17 protein-coding genes are annotated in these 18223 nt (G+C 70.1%); 7 read left to right on the top strand and 10 right to left on the bottom strand.

Features of this window, described 5'->3' with window-relative positions; all coding sequences use genetic code 11:
- Positions 1-12 precede the first annotated feature (12 nt).
- On the bottom strand, positions 13-1719 hold the full coding sequence (locus IE207_RS06400; RefSeq protein WP_190183037.1) for a glycerol-3-phosphate dehydrogenase/oxidase: 1707 nt from the start codon (positions 1717-1719) through the stop codon (positions 13-15).
- 295 nt (positions 1720-2014) lie between these two features.
- On the opposite strand from IE207_RS06400, the gene IE207_RS06395 reads away from it, so the two are divergent.
- Positions 2015-3244: a nucleotide sugar dehydrogenase gene (locus IE207_RS06395; protein ID WP_190183036.1), complete on the top strand. Its 1230-nt coding sequence runs from the start codon at positions 2015-2017 to the stop codon at positions 3242-3244.
- Positions 3245-3361: 117 nt separating this feature from the next.
- Positions 3362-3835 (top strand): hypothetical protein, encoded by a 474-nt coding sequence (locus IE207_RS06390; protein ID WP_190183035.1) that lies wholly within the window; start codon positions 3362-3364, stop codon positions 3833-3835.
- A gap of 79 nt (positions 3836-3914) precedes the next feature.
- Here the strand turns inward: IE207_RS06390 and IE207_RS06385 are convergent, their stop codons facing one another.
- The 4 genes from IE207_RS06385 to IE207_RS06370 all read right to left on the bottom strand — a co-directional run bounded on the left by IE207_RS06385 (position 3915) and on the right by IE207_RS06370 (position 8312).
- A complete protein-coding gene (locus IE207_RS06385) occupies positions 3915-5039 on the bottom strand; it encodes a GuaB3 family IMP dehydrogenase-related protein (protein ID WP_190183034.1) in 1125 nt (374 codons plus the stop codon).
- A gap of 136 nt (positions 5040-5175) precedes the next feature.
- Complete coding sequence (gene guaB, locus IE207_RS06380; RefSeq protein WP_190183033.1) at positions 5176-6675, bottom strand: IMP dehydrogenase; 1500 nt, start codon at positions 6673-6675, stop codon at positions 5176-5178.
- Between the two features lie 131 nt (positions 6676-6806).
- Complete coding sequence (locus IE207_RS06375; RefSeq protein ID WP_190183032.1) at positions 6807-7436, bottom strand: sigma-70 family RNA polymerase sigma factor; 630 nt, start codon at positions 7434-7436, stop codon at positions 6807-6809.
- Positions 7437-7700: 264 nt separating this feature from the next.
- On the bottom strand, positions 7701-8312 hold the full coding sequence (locus IE207_RS06370; RefSeq protein WP_003948568.1) for a response regulator transcription factor: 612 nt from the start codon (positions 8310-8312) through the stop codon (positions 7701-7703).
- 376 nt (positions 8313-8688) lie between these two features.
- On the opposite strand from IE207_RS06370, the gene IE207_RS06365 reads away from it, so the two are divergent.
- A complete protein-coding gene (locus IE207_RS06365) occupies positions 8689-9015 on the top strand; it encodes a WhiB family transcriptional regulator (protein ID WP_190183031.1) in 327 nt (108 codons plus the stop codon).
- A 171-nt stretch (positions 9016-9186) separates the two neighbouring features.
- Here the strand turns inward: IE207_RS06365 and IE207_RS06360 are convergent, their stop codons facing one another.
- Complete coding sequence (locus IE207_RS06360; protein WP_190183594.1) at positions 9187-10095, bottom strand: LysR family transcriptional regulator; 909 nt, start codon at positions 10093-10095, stop codon at positions 9187-9189.
- Between the two features lie 116 nt (positions 10096-10211).
- On the opposite strand from IE207_RS06360, the gene IE207_RS06355 reads away from it, so the two are divergent.
- Together IE207_RS06355 and IE207_RS06350 are read left to right on the top strand one after the other, a co-directional pair.
- A complete protein-coding gene (locus tag IE207_RS06355; protein ID WP_190183030.1) occupies positions 10212-10985 on the top strand; it encodes an SDR family NAD(P)-dependent oxidoreductase in 774 nt (257 codons plus the stop codon).
- Between the two features lie 75 nt (positions 10986-11060).
- Positions 11061-11795, top strand: a complete 735-nt coding sequence (locus IE207_RS06350; RefSeq protein ID WP_190183029.1) for an ester cyclase — start codon at positions 11061-11063, stop codon at positions 11793-11795.
- Positions 11796-11904: 109 nt separating this feature from the next.
- On the opposite strand, the gene groL is transcribed toward IE207_RS06350, so the two are convergent.
- Together groL and groES are read right to left on the bottom strand one after the other, a co-directional pair.
- Positions 11905-13533 (bottom strand): chaperonin GroEL, encoded by a 1629-nt coding sequence (gene groL / locus IE207_RS06345; RefSeq protein ID WP_190183028.1) that lies wholly within the window; start codon positions 13531-13533, stop codon positions 11905-11907.
- Positions 13534-13671: 138 nt separating this feature from the next.
- Entirely contained in the window at positions 13672-13980 is a 309-nt protein-coding gene (gene groES, locus IE207_RS06340; RefSeq protein WP_030230757.1) for a co-chaperone GroES, read from the bottom strand.
- Positions 13981-14284: 304 nt separating this feature from the next.
- On the opposite strand from groES, the gene IE207_RS06335 reads away from it, so the two are divergent.
- Both IE207_RS06335 and IE207_RS06330 read left to right on the top strand, forming a co-directional pair.
- Positions 14285-15682: an FtsW/RodA/SpoVE family cell cycle protein gene (locus tag IE207_RS06335; protein WP_190183027.1), complete on the top strand. Its 1398-nt coding sequence runs from the start codon at positions 14285-14287 to the stop codon at positions 15680-15682.
- Between the two features lie 266 nt (positions 15683-15948).
- The gene (locus tag IE207_RS06330; RefSeq protein ID WP_190183026.1) at positions 15949-16323 is read left to right on the top strand and encodes a VOC family protein; all 375 of its coding nucleotides are present in this window, start codon (positions 15949-15951) and stop codon (positions 16321-16323) included.
- 82 nt (positions 16324-16405) lie between these two features.
- On the opposite strand, the gene IE207_RS06325 is transcribed toward IE207_RS06330, so the two are convergent.
- The gene (locus IE207_RS06325; RefSeq protein WP_308433553.1) at positions 16406-17284 is read right to left on the bottom strand and encodes a polysaccharide deacetylase family protein; all 879 of its coding nucleotides are present in this window, start codon (positions 17282-17284) and stop codon (positions 16406-16408) included.
- Positions 17281-18216 (bottom strand): polysaccharide deacetylase family protein, encoded by a 936-nt coding sequence (locus tag IE207_RS06320; protein ID WP_190183025.1) that lies wholly within the window; start codon positions 18214-18216, stop codon positions 17281-17283. Before IE207_RS06320 ends, IE207_RS06325 begins: the two co-directional genes overlap by 4 nt.
- Positions 18217-18223: the final 7 nt, after the last annotated feature.

The following is an 18223-nucleotide window of genomic DNA, read 5'->3' as shown; positions in this document are numbered from 1 at the left end:
CGGATCCCGGAGTTACAACGGAACGATGTCGGGCGCCCCCAGCCGCGCCGCGTCCGCCGTCTGGTCGTCCGGCTGGCGCTGCGATTCCCGCTCGGCCTCCACCCGCTTCTCGTAGTGCTCGACCTCCTTCTCGATCTGCTGCTTGTCCCACCCCAGAACCGGAGCCATCAACTCCGCACACTCCCGCGCCGATCGCGTCCCACGGTCGAACGTCTCGATCGAGATCCGCGTCCGCCGCGTCAGTACGTCGTCCAGGTGCCGCGCGCCCTCGTGCGACGCGGCGTACACCACTTCTGCCCGCAGATAGTCGTCCGCACCCGACAACGGCTCCCCCAACCCCGGATCGGTTGCGATCAGGTCGAGCAGTTCCTCCGTCAGGGCCCCGTACCGGTTCAACAGGTGCTCCACCCGCACCACATGCAGACCCGTCCGGCCCGCGATCCGCGCGCGCCCGTTCCACAGCGCCCGGTACCCCTCCGCCCCGACCAGCGGGACGTCCTCCGTCACGCAGTCGGCCACCCGCTGGTCCAGCCCGTGCACCGCTTCGTCCACCGCGTCCTTGGCCATGACCCGGTACGTCGTGTACTTGCCTCCCGCGACCACCACCAGCCCCGGCACGGGGTGCGCGACCGTGTGCTCGCGCGAGAGCTTGCTCGTCGCGTCCGACTCGCCCGCCAGCAGCGGCCGCAGCCCGGCGTACACGCCCTCGACGTCGTCCCGCGTCAGCGGCACCGCCAGCACCGAGTTCACGTGCTCCAGCAGGTAGTCGATGTCGGCGCTCGACGCCGCCGGATGCGCCTTGTCGAGGTCCCAGTCGGTGTCCGTGGTGCCCACGATCCAGTGCCTGCCCCACGGAATGACGAACAGCACGGACTTCTCGGTCCGCAGGATCAGCCCCGTGGACGAGTTGATCCGGTCCTTCGGTACGACCAGATGGATGCCCTTCGACGCCCGGACGTGGAACTGCCCGCGCTCCCCGATCAGCGCCTGTGTGTCGTCCGTCCACACCCCGGTGGCGTTCACGATCTGCTTGGCGCGGATCTCGTACTCGCCGCCGCCCTCGACGTCCCGCACCCGCGCCCCGACCACCCGTTCGCCCTCGCGCAGGAAGCCGATCACCCTCGCCCGGTTGGCGCAGTGCGCCCCGTACACCGCGGCCGTCCGCACCAGCGTGGTCACGTACCGGGCGTCGTCCATCTGGGCGTCGTAGTACTGCAGGGCCCCGACCAGCGCGTCCTTGCGCAGCGCGGGCGCGATCCGCAGCGCGCGCTTGCGCGAGAGGTGCCGGTGGGTCGGCAGGCCCCGCCCGTGCCCGCTGGAGACCGACATCGCGTCGTAGAGGGCCACGCCCGAGCCCGCGTAGATCCGCTCCCAGGCCTTGTGCTGGAGCGGGTAGAGGAACGGCACGGGCTTGACCAGGTGCGGGGCCAGCCGCTCCAGCAGCAGGCCGCGCTCTTTCAGCGCCTCGCGCACGAGTGCGAAGTCGAGCATCTCCAGGTACCTGAGGCCGCCGTGGATCAGCTTGCTCGACCTGCTCGACGTGCCCGACGCCCAGTCCCTGGCCTCCACCAGGCCGGTCGACAGGCCTCTGGTGACGGCGTCGAGCGCGGTTCCGGCGCCGACCACGCCCGCGCCGACCACCAGCACGTCCAGTTCGCGTTCGGCCATTGCGGCGAGCGCCTCGGCGCGTTGCGCCGGTCCCAGTGTCGCTGTCCTCACGGCTGCCTCCCGTTGTGCGGGCGAACCCGCCTGCTGCGGGCGAACCCGCTCGATGCGGGCGTACCCGCCTGCTGCGGGCGAACCCGCACCACTCCCCGTCCTCGATTCTCACCGGCCGCTCCCGACTCGGCCACCGCCTGTGGACAACACAACGGTAGCCATCCCCCCGGAATGCGACATTTCTGTCATATATATGCCTAGTCTGACATTGCGCCGGCCTCGATCATCCACCTCATCCACAGGGCTTGCGCGCCCAGCCCGCTCATGTAAGGGAAGGGAAGGGACGGCTACCCCCATGCCCGCAGATCTCGCCGTCATCGGACTCGGCCACCTCGGCCTCCCCCTCGCCCAGGCGGCCGTCGCCGCCGGAATCGAAACAGTCGGCTACGACAGCGGTCCGGCCACGGACAGCAGCCTCACCGCCGCCGAAATCCGCCGCATGTCGGCGGCCGGCTTCCGGATCACCACCAACCCCGCCGAGCTCGGCCGGGTCCGCACCGCCGTCATCTGCGCCCCCACCCAGCTCGGCGCCGACCGGGCACTCGACCTCTCCGCCATCGGCGAGGCCGGCGACACGCTCGCCGCCCGGCTCCGCCCCCACACCACCGTCATCCTCGAATCCGCGGCCCACCCCGGCGTCACCGAGGACTACCTGCGCCCGATCCTCGAAGCCGGCTCCGGCCTGCGCGCCGGCCGGGACTTCCACCTGGCCTACTCCCCCAGCCGCCTCGACCCCGGCAACCGCACCCACGGCATCGCCAACACCCCCAAGGTCATCGGCGGCCTCACCCCCGCCTGCACCGAGTCGGCGCACGCCTTCTACGCCCGCATCACCGAGAAGGTGGTCCGCGCCCGGGGTCTGCGCGAAGCGGAGACCGTACAGCTGCTGGAGACCAACTACCGGCACGTCAACATCGCCCTCATGAACGAGATGGCGGTCCTGTGCCACGACATCGGCGTCGACCTCTGGGACGTGATCCGCTGCGCCGAGACGAAGCCGTACGGGTTCCAGGCGTTCCGCCCCGGCCCCGGCGTCGGCGGCCACGGCATCCCCCTGGACCCCACGTACCTCCCTCACACCACCCGCACCCCGGGTCACCCGCTGCGCATGGTGGGCCTGGCGCAGGAGATCAACACCCGGATGCCGCAGTACGTCATCCAGCGCTCCGCCACCCTGCTGAACGAGCACGGCAAATCCGCCCGGGGCGCCCGCGTCCTGCTGCTCGGGGTCACGTACAAGCCCGACCTCGCGGACCAGGAAGGCTCCCCGGCCGCGGAGATCGCCAGCCGGCTCATCGACCTCGGCGCCTTGATCAGCTACCACGACCCGTACATCTCGGGCTGGCGCGTCCGCGACCGGCCGGTCCCGCGGGCCGAATCGTTGTACGAGGCCGCCGCCAACGCCGACCTGACGATCCTGCTCCAGCACCACCGCACGTACGACCTCCAGGGCCTCGCGGTGAAGGCCCAGTTGCTCCTCGACACCCGAGGCGCCAGCCCGGCCGGCGCCGCCCACCGGCTCTGACCCGCCGGGAATCCCCCCTCCGGCCGCCGGAGCGGCCTGCTAGCCTGCGGCGTCACTTATCTCGTACTTACGTCCGCCGGACACCCGTGCGGACGCATCCCTGGGGGGACCTTCTTCATGAGCCAGCAGTTCCAGCCGCCCGCGCCCGCGTCCTACACCCCGGCCCCCGCCCCGGCGCCGGCCCGCACGGGCAACGTCGGCCTCGGCATCCTCGCGGCGGTCGTGGCGGCCCTGGTCGCGGCCGGCGCCTACGGCGGCATCATGCACGCCATCGAGCGCCAGATCGGTTACGCCGCCGTCGGCGTCGGCCTCCTCGTCGGCCTCGCGGCCGGCAAGCTCGGCGGCCGCAACCCGGTCCTGCCCGTGGTCAGCGCGGTCCTGTCGATCGGCTCCGTCTACCTCGGCCAGCTGTTCTTCACCGCGCTCGTGGTCGCCGACGTCAACCACGTCGGCCTCGCCGACGTGCTGGACAAGGTCGGCATCGGCGGCCTGAACGACATCTGGAAGGAGTCCGCCGACGTGCTCGACTACGTCTTCCTCGGCATCGGCGGCTTCATCGCCTTCGGCTCGGCCAAGAAGACCGCCGCCTGACCGGCCCGCACACGCCGGAGGGCCGGCACCCCACCCGGGGTGCCGGCCCTCCGGCGTACGTACGGAAAGGAACGACCGGTCAGCGGCTGTGCTGGGAGTCCGCGACCGTGACCTCGACCCGCTGGAACTCCTTGAGCTCGCTGTAGCCGGTGGTGGCCATCGAGCGGCGCAGCGCGCCGAAGAGGTTCATCGAGCCGTCCGGGGAGTGCGACGGGCCGGTCAGGATCTCCTCGGTGGTGCCGACCGTACCGAGGTCGACCTTCTTGCCGCGCGGCACGTCCTCGTGGACGGCCTCCATGCCCCAGTGGTTGCCCTTGCCGGGCGCGTCCGTGGCACGGGCCAGCGGGGAGCCCATCATCACGGCGTCCGCGCCGCAGGCGACGGCCTTGGGGATGTCCCCGGACCAGCCCACGCCGCCGTCGGCGATGACGTGCACGTAGCGGCCGCCGGACTCGTCCATGTAGTCGCGGCGGGCGGCGGCCACGTCCGCGACCGCGGTGGCCATCGGGACCTGGATGCCGAGGACGTTGCGCGTGGTGTGCGCGGCGCCGCCGCCGAAGCCGACCAGGACGCCCGCGGCGCCGGTGCGCATCAGGTGCAGGGCCGCCGTGTAGGTGGCGCAGCCGCCGACGATGACCGGCACGTCGAGCTCGTAGATGAACTGCTTGAGGTTCAGCGGCTCGGCGGCGCCGGAGACGTGCTCCGCCGACACGGTGGTGCCGCGGATCACGAAGATGTCCACGCCCGCCTCGACGACGGCCTTGGAGAACTCGGCGGTGCGCTGCGGGGAGAGCGCGGCGGCGGTGACGACACCGGAGTCGCGCACCTCCTTGATGCGCTGCCGGATCAGGTCCGCCTGGATCGGCGCGGAGTAGATCTCCTGGAGGCGGCGGGTCGCGGTCGCCTCGTCCAGCCCGGCGATCTCGTCCAGCAGCGGCTGCGGGTCCTCGTAGCGGGTCCACAGGCCTTCGAGGTTCAGTACGCCGAGGCCGCCGAGCTCGCCGATGCGGATCGCGGTCTGCGGAGAGACCACCGAGTCCATGGGGGCGGCCAGGAAGGGGAGCTCGAAGCGGTACGCATCGATCTGCCAGGCGATCGAGACCTCCTTCGGGTCCCGCGTACGCCGGCTCGGGACGATGGCGATGTCGTCGAACGCGTACGCCCTGCGGCCGCGCTTGCCGCGCCCGATCTCGATCTCAGTCACGTGTGGTGGCCTTTCCTCTGGGTCTGCCCGTCCAGTATCCCCGAACCCCGGCGGCCCGCGTTCCGGTGACCGCTGTACGGACGCACGACGAAAGGGCGGCCCGCCGTCAGCGGGTCCGCCCCTCCATGGAAACCGGTCAGCCCTTGCGGGAGTAGTTCGGCGCCTCGACCGTCATCTGGATGTCGTGCGGGTGGCTCTCCTTGAGTCCCGCCGAGGTGATCCGGACGAAGCGGCCCCGGTCCTGCAGCTCGGGGACCGTGCGTCCGCCCACGTAGAACATCGACTGGCGCAGGCCGCCGACCAGCTGGTGCACGACCGCGGACAGCGGGCCGCGGTAGGGGACCTGGCCCTCGATGCCCTCGGGGATCAGCTTGTCGTCACCGCCGACGCCCTCCTGGAAGTAGCGGTCCTTGGAGAAGGAGCGCTGGTCACCGCGGGACTGCATCGCGCCGAGCGAGCCCATGCCGCGGTACGACTTGAACTGCTTGCCGTTGATGAAGAGCAGCTCGCCCGGGGACTCCTCACAGCCCGCCAGGAGCGAGCCGAGCATCACGGTGTCGGCGCCGGCGACGAGCGCCTTGGCGATGTCGCCGGAGTACTGGAGGCCGCCGTCGCCGATGACGGGGACGCCCGCGGCCTTCGCGGCGAGCGCGGCCTCGTAGATGGCGGTGACCTGCGGGACGCCGATGCCGGCGACGACGCGGGTGGTGCAGATGGAGCCGGGGCCGACGCCGACCTTGATGCCGTCGCAGCCGGCGTCGATGAGCGCCTGGGCGCCGTCGCGGGTGGCGACGTTGCCGCCGATGACGTCGACGGAGGAGTTCGACTTGATCTTGGCGACCATGTCGCCGACCAGGCGGGAGTGGCCGTGGGCGGTGTCGACCACGATGAAGTCGGCGCCCGCCTCGATGAGGGCCTGGGCGCGCTCGTACGCGTCACCGGCGACGCCGACGGCCGCGCCGACGAGCAGCCGGCCGTCCTTGTCCTTGGCGGCGTTCGGGTACTTCTCGGCCTTGACGAAGTCCTTGACCGTGATGAGGCCCTTGAGGATGCCCGCGTCGTCCACGAGCGGCAGCTTCTCGATCTTGTGGCGGCGCAGCAGCTCCATGGCGTCGACGCCGGAGATGCCGACCTTGCCGGTGACCAGCGGCATCGGGGTCATGACCTCGCGCACCTGGCGGCTGCGGTCCGACTCGAAGGCCATGTCGCGGTTGGTGACGATGCCCAGCAGCTTGCCGGCGGCGTCGGTGACCGGGACACCGGAGATGCGGAACTTCGCGCAGAGCTGGTCGGCCTCGCCGAGCGTGGCGTCGGGGTGGACCGTGATCGGGTCGGTGACCATGCCCGACTCGGAGCGCTTGACCAGGTCGACCTGGTTGGCCTGGTCGGCGATGGAGAGGTTGCGGTGCAGTACGCCGACGCCGCCCTGGCGGGCCATCGCGATGGCCATGCGGGCCTCGGTGACCTTGTCCATGGCCGCGGAGAGCAGCGGGACGTTCACCCGGACGTTGCGGGAGATCAGGGAGGAGGTGTCGATCTGGTCCGGCGCCATGTCCGACGCGCCCGGCAGCAGCAGGACGTCGTCGTAGGTCAGTCCGAGCGTGGCGAATTTGTCGGGCACTCCGTCGGCGGTCATGACACCTTCCCAATGGTCTTGCTCAGCGCGGATGTCCATGCTAACGGGATCCCGGGGCGTCTCATTCCACGAGCAACATCAACCGGCAGATTCGTCTGTTCCTACGACCACGGGCCGTGGCGGGAGGTGCCCTACTGTTCGGCGAGGGCGCGCAGCCGGCTGAGCGCGCGGTGCTGGGCCACCCTTACGGCGCCGGGCGACATGCCGAGCATCTGCCCGGTCTCCTCGGCGGTCAGGCCGACCGCCACCCGCAGCACGAGCAGCTCACGCTGGTTCTCCGGGAGGTTGGCCAGCAGCTTCTTGGCCCATGCGGCGTCACTGCTGAGCAGCGCCCGTTCCTCGGGCCCCAGCGAGTCGTCGGGCCGCTCCGGCATCTCGTCGGACGGGACGGCAGTGCTCCCCGGGTGGCGCATGGCGGCCCGTTGGAGGTCGGCGACCTTGTGCGCGGCGATGGCGAAGACGAACGCCTCGAAGGGGCGGCCGGTGTCCCGGTAGCGGGGCAGCGCCATCAGGACGGCGACGCACACCTCTTGCGCCAGGTCCTCCACGAAGTGACGAGCGTCACCGGGAAGTCGTGACAGCCGGGTGCGGCAGTAGCGGATGGCGAGGGGGTGCACGAAGGCCAGCAGGTCGTGGGTGGCCTGCTCGTCGCCTTCCACCGCGCGCCGTACGAGCGCGCTGACAGGCCCGGCGCCGCCGCCTTTGGCGGCGTCCGTGTGGCTTGTGGCCGTGGGTGACCCCTGGGCCTCGTCGTCGCGCATCGATCCATGGTGCCTTGGCGCCGGACCGTTCGTGGCACCGCGGTCCTGGTTGTGCGTCGAAGCGTTATGAGCGGGTGCGCCGGAACTCATGGTTTGCGCCCTCCCCTCCGCTCGGCCCGAATGGTCCCTGAGGCCACATCTTCGAAAATGCGGCACACCCTCAAGGATGCGGCATCGCGCCCGAAGCGACACGTCCCCCGGATTGTGCCCCGCCAACCCCCGCTTGCGCACCGGGTACGGCGGGACACTCTGGGTGCTCCGCGGTCAGCGGACCAGGCCCCAGCGGAACCCGAGTGCCACGGCGTGCGCCCGGTCCGAGGCGCCGAGCTTCTTGAACAGCCTGCGGGCGTGCGTCTTGACCGTGTCCTCCGAGAGGAAGAGCTCGCGCCCGATCTCCGCGTTCGAACGGCCGTGGCTCATCCCCTCCAGCACCTGGATCTCGCGCGCGGTGAGGGTGGGCGCGGCGCCCATCTCCGCCGAGCGGAGCCGGCGCGGGGCCAGTCGCCAGGTCGGGTCGGCGAGCGCCTGGGTGACCGTGGCCCGCAGTTCGGCGCGCGAGGCGTCCTTGTGCAGGTAGCCCCGGGCGCCGGCGGCGACCGCGAGGGCCACGCCGTCCAGGTCCTCGGCGACCGTCAGCATGATGATGCGGGCACCCGGATCGGCCGAGAGCAGCCGGCGAACCGTCTCCACACCGCCGAGGCCCGGCATCCGGACATCCATAAGAATGAGATCTGACCGGTCGGCACCCCAGCGGCGGAGGACTTCCTCGCCGTTGGCTGCCGTCGTCACACGCTCGACGCCGGGCACGGTGGCAACCGCGCGACGGAGCGCCTCTCGGGCAAGCGGGGAGTCGTCGCAGACGAGGACGGAAGTCATGACCGCCCTCCGCAGCTGATGCGCGTCACCTTGAGCCTCCAGGCTGGTACGTATCGTCACCTGTGCGGTCGATGCCCCCGGACACCTGTCCGAGAACTTCTTGGTTCAACCGCCTTCGCACTCTCAACGATGGTCACTCGAAAGAGTTACGGGTCGGACGGACACCTTCGGCACTCTACGTGAGGATGCGATCACGGCGCAGGAGGCTCGACCCCCCTGTCCTCCATCTGGAGCTATGCCCTATTTGGCGGCTTTCCTTCCGTTCGCCCTGTGTCTGAGGCTAGATTCCCAATGAGTCATATTTACATCTACTAGGACTGTAGATGTGGAGACATGGACCCTATCCGCCTCAGTACCGGCACCAAGAGGACTACCCATGGCAGATTTCTCCCGGCTCCCCGGACCGAACGCCGACCTCTGGGACTGGCAGCTGCTGGCTGCCTGCCGCGGGGTCGACAGTTCCCTCTTCTTCCACCCGGAGGGCGAGCGGGGCGCGGCCAGGAGCGCGCGCGAGGCCTCGGCTAAAGAGGTCTGCATGCGCTGTCCGGTGCGCGCGGAATGCGCCGCGCACGCACTCGCCGTCCGCGAGCCCTACGGGGTGTGGGGCGGTCTCACCGAGGACGAACGCGAAGAGCTGATGGGGCGCGCACGGCACCGACTGGTCCCCGCGTCGAGCGCTACCGGCCCGGCCGCTCCGCACTGACACCCTCGGCCGCAACCGTCCGAAGGAACGTTTCCTCACCTCAAGGGCGGATCATCCGAAGATCACCCCATCCCACCCGGATCCCCTGCGACGACCCTCCGGAGCCCCTCCTACGGAAGTGCCGACGCGGCGCGCGCCCGGGCGTGTCGCACCGCCCCCGGACCGGGACCGTCACGCCCCCATGGACGCGGCGGCCCGCTCCAGTTCCACCAGGGTCGCGGCCACCGCCGGGACCCGCGCGAGGTCGGGCAGGGTCAGCGCCACGACCTCCCGCTCGACGGCCGGTTCGACGACCACCGTGCTGACCCCCTTGGCCCGTACGGACTCCACGGCCAGCTCCGGCAGCACCGCCACCCCCAGACCCGCCCCGACGAGGCCGACCACCGCCGGGTAGTCGTCGGTCGCGAAGTCGATGCGCGGGGTGAACCCCACCTCCTCGCACACCTCGACCAGATGGCGGCGGCAGCGGGGGCAGCCCGCGATCCACGGCTCCCCGGCCAGCTCGGCCATGCCCACCCGTTCGGCTCCGGCCAGCCGGTGCGCCTCGGGGACCAGCCCCACGAGCCGGTCGGTCAGCAGGGGCCGCACCACCAGGTCCTCCCACTCGACGGCGGGTCCGGCCGAGGCCCCGTACCGGAAGGCCAGCGCCACATCGCAGTCGCCCTCGCGCAGCATCTCCACCGAGCGCGGGGGCTCCGCCTCGACCAGCGAGATCCGGGTGCCGGGGTGCTCGCCGCGCATGGCCGCCAGCGCGGTGGGGACCAGCGTGGAACTGCCGCTGGGGAACGACACCAGCCGGACCCGGCCCGCGCGCAGCCCGGCGATCGCCGCGACCTCCTCCTCGGCGGCGGTCAGCCCGGCCAGGATGCCGGCGGCATGCCTGACCAGCGCCTCGCCGGCCTGGGTGAGCCGCATCTCGCGGCCGGTCCGGATCAGCAGCGGGGTGCCGGCCGACTGCTCCAGCGCCTTCATCTGCTGGGAGACGGCCGGCTGGGTGCAGCCCAGTTCCCGGGCGGCGGCGGAGAAGGACCCGGTCCCGGCGACGGCGCGCAGGACCCGTAGATGACGTGCCTCGATCACCATGCGAGCATAAGCCCACCTTTGGCCGAAGCGAGAATGTTCGAGGCTCACTTTGGGGGTGCCGCCTTGCCGGGGCCGGGGGCGAACCGCGCCCGGAATAAAGCTAGGTTGCGCCTATGACGACTGCGTTGATTACGGGATCCACGGCGGGCATCGGCTCCGCCTTCGCCCGGCGGCTCGCCGCCCAGGGCCACAACCTGGTGCTGGTGGCCCGGGACACCGAGCGCCTGGGCGAGCAGGCCACCGAGCTGCACGACCGGCACGGCATCGAGGCCGAGGTGCTGACCGCCGACCTGTCCACGGACAAGGGGATCGCCGCGGTCGAGGCCCGCCTCGGCGACCGCACCCACCCGGTCGACCTGCTGGTCAACAACGCCGGCTTCGGCAACAAGGGCCGCTACCTCGAAGTCTCCATGGCGGACGAGCTGACGATGCTCAAGGTGCACATCGAGGCGGTGCTGCGGCTGACCTCGGCGGCGGCCGAGTCGATGCGCTCCCGCGGGCGCGGCGGTGTCGTCAACGTGGCCTCGGTGGCCGCCTTCGTACCCCGCGGGACCTACGGGGCGAGCAAGGCCTGGGTCGTGCAGTTCACCCAGGGGGCGGCGAAGGACCTGGCCGGGAGCGGTGTGCGGATGATGGCGCTGTGCCCGGGCTTCGTACGGACCGAGTTCCACGAGCGGGCCGGGATGGGCACCGACAACATCCCGGGCTGGATGTGGCTGGACGCCGACAAGTTGGTGGCGGCCGCGCTGGCCGACCTGGCGCGCGGCAAGACCGTCTCCATCCCCGACCCGCGGTACAAGGCGCTGATGGGCGTGGTGAAGCTGACGCCGCGCGGACTCCTGGGCGGGGTGTCGTCGCGTACGGGCCGCAAGTACGGGCCCCAGTAGGTCCCCGGAGCGCGGCGCCGACCGGGGCGAACCTCCCTAAACTGGATGTGTCTCATCCACCCCGGAGGCGACGCGATGACTTTCGTACAGGTAATCGATTACGAAACCAAGCGGTTCGAAGAGATGAACGCGCTCATCGACCGCTGGGCGGAGCAGGCGAGCGGCCGGCGGACGGTCACCCACACGATGATCGGCCGCGACCGCGACGCCAAGACGCACTACGTCGATCTCGTCGAATTCCCCTCGTACGAGGAGGCCATGAGGAACTCTCAGCTGCCCGAGACGGACCGGATGTTCCAGGAAATGGTGTCCCTCTGCGACGGCATGCCGAAGTTCATGAACCTGGACGTGGTCCGCGACGAGTACCTCAACAAGCTGCTCGTGAACCGGATCTTCGAGGACCTGGCGGAGAAGGGGAACTTCGACGTCATGGAGGAGTGCGTCGCGGCCGGCTACATGGACCACGACATGATGCGAATGCCCGGCGCCGCCGACGGCCGCGAGGGGCTGCGCCGGAGCATGACGATGTGGCGGGACGCCTTCGACTTCACGTTCGACCTGCACCGCCAGATCGCCGAAGGCGACTGCGTCAGCACCCTGTGGAACTGGACCGGCAGGCAGAAGGGCGAGTTCATGGGGGTCCCCGCGACGGGACAGGAGGTCGCCATGTCGGGCTGCACCACCTTCCGGATCGAGGACGGCCGGGTCGCGGAGGGCTGGTGGTACTACGACGCCCCCGGGCTGATGCGCCAGCTGGGCATGAACATGCCCATGGGCTCGGGCGGCACCACCCAGGACATGGGCATGTGACGCGCACGGGGTGCGCACGGCGCACCCACCGCACGGGAAAGCCCCGGTCACCACCGCTTCGCAGCGGCGGGGACCGGGGCTTCCTCAGTTCAGCTCAGCCCTGACGGGGTCAGTGGCTGTGGCCGTGACCGTGGCCGTGACCGGCGTCGGCCTCTTCCTCGGCCGGCTTCTCGACGACCAGGGTCTCGGTCGTGAGCAGCAGGGAGGCGATGGAAGCGGCGTTCTCCAGCGCGGAACGGGTGACCTTGACCGGGTCGATGACGCCGGCCTTGACCAGGTCGCCGTACTCGCCGGTCGCGGCGTTGAAGCCCTGGCCCTTGTCGAGCTCGGCGACCTTGGCCGTGATGACGTAGCCCTCGAGGCCGGCGTTCTCGGCGATCCAGCGCAGCGGCTCGACCGCGGCACGGCGGACGACGGAGACACCGGTGGCCTCGTCGCCGGAGAGGCCGAGGTTGCCCTCCAGCACCTTCACGGCGTGGACGAGGGAGGAGCCACCGCCGGAGACGATGCCCTCCTCGACCGCGGCGCGGGTCGCCGAGATGGCGTCCTCGAGGCGGTGCTTCTTCTCCTTGAGCTCCACCTCGGTGGCGGCGCCGACCTTGATGACGCAGACGCCGCCGGCGAGCTTCGCCAGGCGCTCCTGCAGCTTCTCGCGGTCCCAGTCGGAGTCCGTGGACTCGATCTCGGCCTTGATCTGGTTGACGCGGCCGAGGACCTCGTCGGAGCTGCCGCCACCGTCGACGATGGTGGTGTCGTCCTTGGTGATGGTCACGCGGCGCGCGGTACCCAGGACGTCGAGACCGGCCTGGTCGAGCTTGAGGCCGACCTCCTCGGCGATGACGGTGGCACCGGTGAGGGTGGCCATGTCCTGGAGCATCGCCTTGCGGCGGTCACCGAAGCCGGGGGCCTTGACGGCGACGGCGTTGAAGGTGCCACGGATCTTGTTGACGACCAGGGTCGACAGGGCCTCGCCCTCGACGTCCTCGGCGATGATCAGCAGCGGCTTCGAGGCGCCGGCCTGGATGACCTTCTCCAGCAGCGGCAGGAGGTCCTGGATGGAGGAGATCTTGCCCTGGTTGATCAGGATGTACGGGTCGTCGAGGACGGCCTCCATACGCTCCTGGTCGGAGACCATGTACGGCGAGAGGTAGCCCTTGTCGAAGGCCATGCCCTCGGTGAACTCCAGCTCCAGGCCGAAGGTGTTGGACTCCTCGACGGTGATGACACCGTCCTTGCCGACCTTGTCCATCGCCTCGGCGATGAGCTCGCCGACCTGCTGGTCCTGCGCGGAGAGCGCGGCCACGGCGGCGATGTCGGACTTGTCCTCGATCGGGCGGGCGGTCGCGAGGAGCTCCTGCGACACGGCCTTGACGGCGGCGTCGATGCCCTTCTTGAGGGCGGCCGGGGAGGCGCCGGCGGCGACGTTGCGCAGACCCTCGCGGACCAGCGCCTGGGCCAGCACGGTGGCGGTGGTGGTGCCGTCACCCGCGATGTCGTTGGTCTTGGTCGCCACCTCCTTCACGAGCTGGGCGCCCAGGTTCTCGTACGGGTCGTCCAGCTCGACCTCGCGAGCGATGGTGACACCGTCGTTGGTGATGGTGGGCGCGCCGAACTTCTTGTCGATGACGACGTTGCGGCCCTTGGGGCCGATCGTCACCTTCACCGTGTCGGCAAGCTTGTTCACGCCGCGCTCAAGGGCGCGACGGGCGTCCTCATCGAACTTCAGAATCTTCGGCATGGGAGCGGTTCAGTCCTCTCGTTGCGATCCTCGGCCGCTCACCGCGACCGCCACCGCCTAGAACGAACTACGCCCCTCGCCCCCCGGCATCAGCAGGGTGACCAGGGGCGTAGCTCAAAGCAAAACTGGAGAAGTGGCTTACTTCTCGACGATCGCGAGCACGTCGCGGGCCGAGAGGACGAGGTACTCCTCGCCGCTGTACTTCACTTCGGTGCCGCCGTACTTGCTGTACAGCACGATGTCGCCGACGCTGACGTCCAGCGGGAGACGCTGGCCGTCCTCGAAGCGACCCGGACCGACCGCAAGGACGACGCCCTCCTGGGGCTTCTCCTTCGCGGTGTCCGGGATGACCAGGCCGGAGGCCGTGGTCTGCTCGGCGTCGAGCGGCTGGACCACAATGCGGTCCTCAAGCGGCTTGATGGCAACCTTGGAGCTGGCGGTCGTCACGATCCGACCTCCCCCTTCGGAGATCCGGGGTTAACTGTCTGAGGTGGCGACCAGGTCGATCCGTCGTCGCGGGTGCCGGACCTGCCTGTCGCTGTGTTGGCACTCACCAGGGGCGAGTGCCAGGTGCGAGACTATTCCGGCGATTAGCACTCGGTCAAGCGGAGTGCCAACACACCACCCGACGGATTGCGGATCACCCTCTCCCGGTCGGCCCCGGGCGGGCCTCCAGGAACCATCACCAGGGCTTCCTCGTCGTAGTGGATATGAAGATAAAACGCCCTAATACCGGCGGCGAAGGCATCCCGTGCGGGGACTGAGGCCGCTGACGGTGGCCGGCGCGCGCCGTCGTACCGAAGCATTGCTGCTCGTCCTCGTCGTCGGCATCGCCGTTTTCGGTCACGCCGCAGCCGGTCTGGCGATGAACGGCGTACTGCCGCCGAAGCTCACCGGCTTCGCCATCAGCCTGACGCTGCTGTCGCTGGTGGGGCACCTCGGCATCCGCCGGTTCGCGCCGTACGCGGATCCGCTGATCTTCCCGCTCGCCATGCTGCTGACCGGGCTCGGACTCGTCCTCATCAACCGCCTCGACCAGGGGTACATCGAGCGCTACGGGTCCGACGCGAACGCTCCCGGGCAGCTGATGTGGACCGTGGTCGGGGTCGCCGCCTGCCTGCTGGTGGTGGCGCTGCTGCGTGACCACAGACTGCTGCAGCGCTTCATCTACATCACGATGGCCGTCGCGCTGGTGCTGCTCATCGCGCCGGCCTTCTTCGGCGCGGACACCTACGGGGCGAAGCGCTGGATCATCCTGTTCGGATTCTCGCTCCAGCCCGGCGAGTTCGTGAAGATCATGATCGCGGTCTTCTTCGCGGGTTACCTGGTCGTCCACCGGGACTCGCTGGCCCTGACGGGCCGCAGGTTCCTGGGTGTGCGGCTGCCGCCGATGCGGCAGCTCGGGCCGATCGTCACGGTGTGGGTCCTGTCGTTGCTGGTGCTCGTCTTCGAACGGGACCTGGGGACGTCGCTCATCTTCTTCGGCGTGTTCGTGGTGATGCTGTACGTCGCCACGGAGCGCACCAGCTGGATCGTGTGCGGCCTGGTCATGGCGGCGGGCGGCGCCTTCGTGGTGGGCTCGACCGAGCCGCACGTGAAGGCGCGCGTGGCCGCCTGGCTCAACCCCCTGTCCTACTACTGGGCCGACCCGCCCCCGGGCGTCACCTCCGACCAGTCGGCGCAGGCGCTGTTCAGCTTCGGCACGGGCGGCATCACGGGCACCGGGCTCGGCATGGGCCACCCCGAGCTGATCAAGTTCGCGGGGCGGAGCGACTTCATCCTGACCACCGTGGGCGAGGAACTCGGCCTCGCGGGGGTGATGGCGGTCCTGCTGCTCTACGCGCTCCTCGTCCAGCGGGGCCTGCGGATGGCGCTGGCGGCGCGGGACCCGTTCGGCAAGCTCCTGGCGGTGGGCCTGGCGGCAGCGCTGGCGCTCCAGGTGTTCGTGGTCGCCGGCGGTGTGACGGGCCTGATCCCCCTGACGGGCAAGGCCCTGCCCTTCCTGGCGAAGGGCGGCTCGTCCCTCCTGGCCAACTGGCTCATGATCGCCCTGCTCCTGCGCATCAGCGACAGCGCGGAACGCCAACGCGAGGCGGACGCCACCGGCCCGGCGGACACGACGCTGCGGCCGGTGGGGGCGGGGGTCTAGGGCGCGTTTCGAAAGTCCCGCCTGCCCCGCGACGCCCGGCACGCACGCTCGCCGCGTTGTCGGGATCGCCCGCGTACGGCCCGGTACGAGGGCGACCCTCCGCCTTGCGATCGCACGCACCGGACGCCGCGGGGCCCGCCCTTCGGGCGGTCGGCGCTACTTTCGAAACACGCCCTAGCGCTGTGACCGGAAAGGTTCACAGCACTAGACCGTCCGGGTGGCAAAGTCCGTGGACACGGGTGGCGGACCTGATCGATAGTGCGTCAATGTCTTCTCTCATACGACACATCACCATCGACTGCTCCGACGCCTACCGCTTGGCGCAGTTCTGGGCCGCCGTCCTCGACGGCTCGCTCGCCGACGATGACTTCCCCGGCGACCCCGAGGCATTGGTACGGGCACCCGGCGCGACTCTGCTCTTCGTGACGGTGACCGACGCCAAGACGGTGAAGAACCGGGTGCACGTGGACCTGCAGCCGCAGGACCGGTCGCGCGACGAGGAGGTGGACCGCGTCGTCGCCCTGGGTGCAACCGTCGTGGGCGACCACCGCAGGCCCGACGGAACCGGCTGGGTGACCCTGGCCGACCCGGAGGGCAACGAGTTCTGCGTGGAACGCAGCCTCGCCGAACGCGCCGGCTAGCCGCCTGCGACCGGCCCGCGACGGGCGCCGGCCGCCAGGGCCCCGGGCGCCGCGGCCGGCACCGCCCCCGAAGCCCCCGTCCCTACAGGTAGTCCTCCAGGCGGGCGATCTTGAAGCCCTGTTCCTGGATGCGCTGGAGCATGTGGGTGGTCATCTGGGTTTCCGTCTCGCCCTTGAGTTCCGCCGGGCCGCGGAAGTGGGCGAGGATGATGTCGCCCGGGCGGAGCGCGGAGCCTTCGGCGTACTGGAAGCCGGTGATCTGCATCGACACGCGCCACAGGATGACCTGGGAGATGCCGCACTCGGAGGCGGCCTTGAGGGTGTCGTCGTTGTAGTTGCCGAACGGCGGGCGGAAGCGGACCGGTTTGGCGCCGAAGCGCTTCTCCAGGCGTTCCTGCTGACCGCATATCTCCTTCTTCTGCGCCGCGAGGTCCAGCGTGCGCAGGTTGGGGTGGGTCAGCGTGTGGTTGTTTATCGTGCTGCCGCTGCCGTTGTCGCGCAGCGTCTGGAAGTGGCCGTAGTCGGACGAGGCCACGTTGTCCGTCAGGAACATGCTGATCGGCAGCTTGAGGTCGGCCGCCATCTTGAGGAACTGCGGGTCCTTCTCCGCGCCGTCGTCGAAGGTCAGGAAGACGACCTTGTCAGTCGGCGCGACGGGTATTCGGTCTATGACGGCCGGCTTGCCCGGCGCGGCCTTGGGGAGCTGCGGCTTCTGGGCGGGCTTCGGCGCGTACTGGACCGGGGCCGCCAGCCCCCACTTGCGGTACGCGTCGTCCGCCGAGGCCACGGGGGCGGGGGACGAGGCGCCGGCGGACGGGGAGGCCGAGGGCTTCCCCGTCTCCTGCTGGGTCTTGCGCCCCAGTCGTTCGATGGGGTCCACGCTGTTCCCGCACCCCGACAGGGACAGCGCGAGCGCGCCGGCTGCGAGCATCCCGGCTACCAGCCGGCGCGCGTACTTCACAAGTAGTCCTCCAGGCGGGCCACGGCGTATCCCTTGTCCGTGACGGTCTTCATGACATGACGGATCATGTCAGGCATGGTGCCCTTCCAGTCCTCCCGCCCCCGGAAATGCGTGAGGATGATGTCACCAGGATGGAGGTCGCGGTCCCATTCCCGCCAGTCCATCCGGTTCGGGAACGCCTCTGCGTTCCACAGGGGGACGGCCTTGATGCCGCAGGACTTCGCGGCCCGCAGCGTGTCCTGGTTGTAGTTGCCGTAGGGCGGCCGGAAGAGTGTCGGCCGCTTGCCGAACTGCTTCTGGATGGTGTCCTGCTGGCCGCAGATCTCCTCGCGCTGCTGCTCGTAGTCGAGGGCCGGCAGGTAGCGGTGGTTGAGCGTGTGGTTGTTCAGGGTGACGCCCGCGGCCTGCATCTCCTTGAAGTACGGGTAGTTGTCCCGCACCAGGTAGTCGCTGAGGAAGGCCGTGTAGGGGAGGTGGAGCTCCTTCATCATCTTGAGGAACTCGGGGTCCTTCTCCGCACCGTCGTCGATGGTCAGGAAGACGACCTTGTCCTCGGTGGGAACCGTGGTGAAGACCGGCGGGAGGTCCTCCTGGCCCTCGACCTCGAAGCCGTCGCGGGTGGTGATCTCCGGCTTCGTCCTGGGTGCGGGCGGGGCGGTCAGTGGCGGCTTGGCCAGTTTCCACTTCTTCGCCGCGACGGCCCGGGCCTGCTGGGCGGCCTTCTGCTGCTCGGCCGGGTTGGCGAGCGCGCCCGCCGCGCCCGCGCCCTCGGCGCCCTTGGGCTTGGTGGCCGGCGGGTTCGAGGAGCCGCATGCGGTGCCCAGCGCGGCCACCAGCAGCGCGGCGAGGGCCACCCCGTACCGGCCGAGCGGGCGCGCCGCGGGCCGATGACCTTGTTGCGTCTTATTTCCCTTTTGTCGTACAGGCTGCATAGCGCGG

Source organism: Streptomyces cirratus (assembly GCF_014650775.1).
In the GTDB taxonomy this organism is placed as follows: Bacteria; Actinomycetota; Actinomycetes; order Streptomycetales; family Streptomycetaceae; genus Streptomyces; species Streptomyces cirratus.
This window is presented reverse-complemented; position numbering and strand designations above follow the sequence as displayed.

What these genes read in the sequence shown, in the direction of transcription:
- IE207_RS06395 (WP_190183036.1), top strand. Translation starts at nt 2,015, where the DNA reads ATGCCCGCAGATCTCGCCGTCATCGGACTCGGCCACCTCGGCCTCCCC.
- IE207_RS06390 (WP_190183035.1), top strand. Translation starts at nt 3,362, where the DNA reads ATGAGCCAGCAGTTCCAGCCGCCCGCGCCCGCGTCCTACACCCCGGCC.
- guaB (WP_190183033.1), bottom strand. Translation starts at nt 6,675, where the DNA reads ATGACCGCCGACGGAGTGCCCGACAAATTCGCCACGCTCGGACTGACC.
- IE207_RS06375 (WP_190183032.1), bottom strand. Translation starts at nt 7,436, where the DNA reads ATGCGCGACGACGAGGCCCAGGGGTCACCCACGGCCACAAGCCACACG.
- IE207_RS06370 (WP_003948568.1), bottom strand. Translation starts at nt 8,312, where the DNA reads ATGACTTCCGTCCTCGTCTGCGACGACTCCCCGCTTGCCCGAGAGGCG.
- IE207_RS06365 (WP_190183031.1), top strand. Translation starts at nt 8,689, where the DNA reads ATGGCAGATTTCTCCCGGCTCCCCGGACCGAACGCCGACCTCTGGGAC.
- IE207_RS06355 (WP_190183030.1), top strand. Translation starts at nt 10,212, where the DNA reads ATGACGACTGCGTTGATTACGGGATCCACGGCGGGCATCGGCTCCGCC.
- IE207_RS06350 (WP_190183029.1), top strand. Translation starts at nt 11,061, where the DNA reads ATGACTTTCGTACAGGTAATCGATTACGAAACCAAGCGGTTCGAAGAG.
- groL (WP_190183028.1), bottom strand. Translation starts at nt 13,533, where the DNA reads ATGCCGAAGATTCTGAAGTTCGATGAGGACGCCCGTCGCGCCCTTGAG.
- IE207_RS06330 (WP_190183026.1), top strand. Translation starts at nt 15,949, where the DNA reads ATGTCTTCTCTCATACGACACATCACCATCGACTGCTCCGACGCCTAC.
- IE207_RS06320 (WP_190183025.1), bottom strand. Translation starts at nt 18,216, where the DNA reads ATGCAGCCTGTACGACAAAAGGGAAATAAGACGCAACAAGGTCATCGG.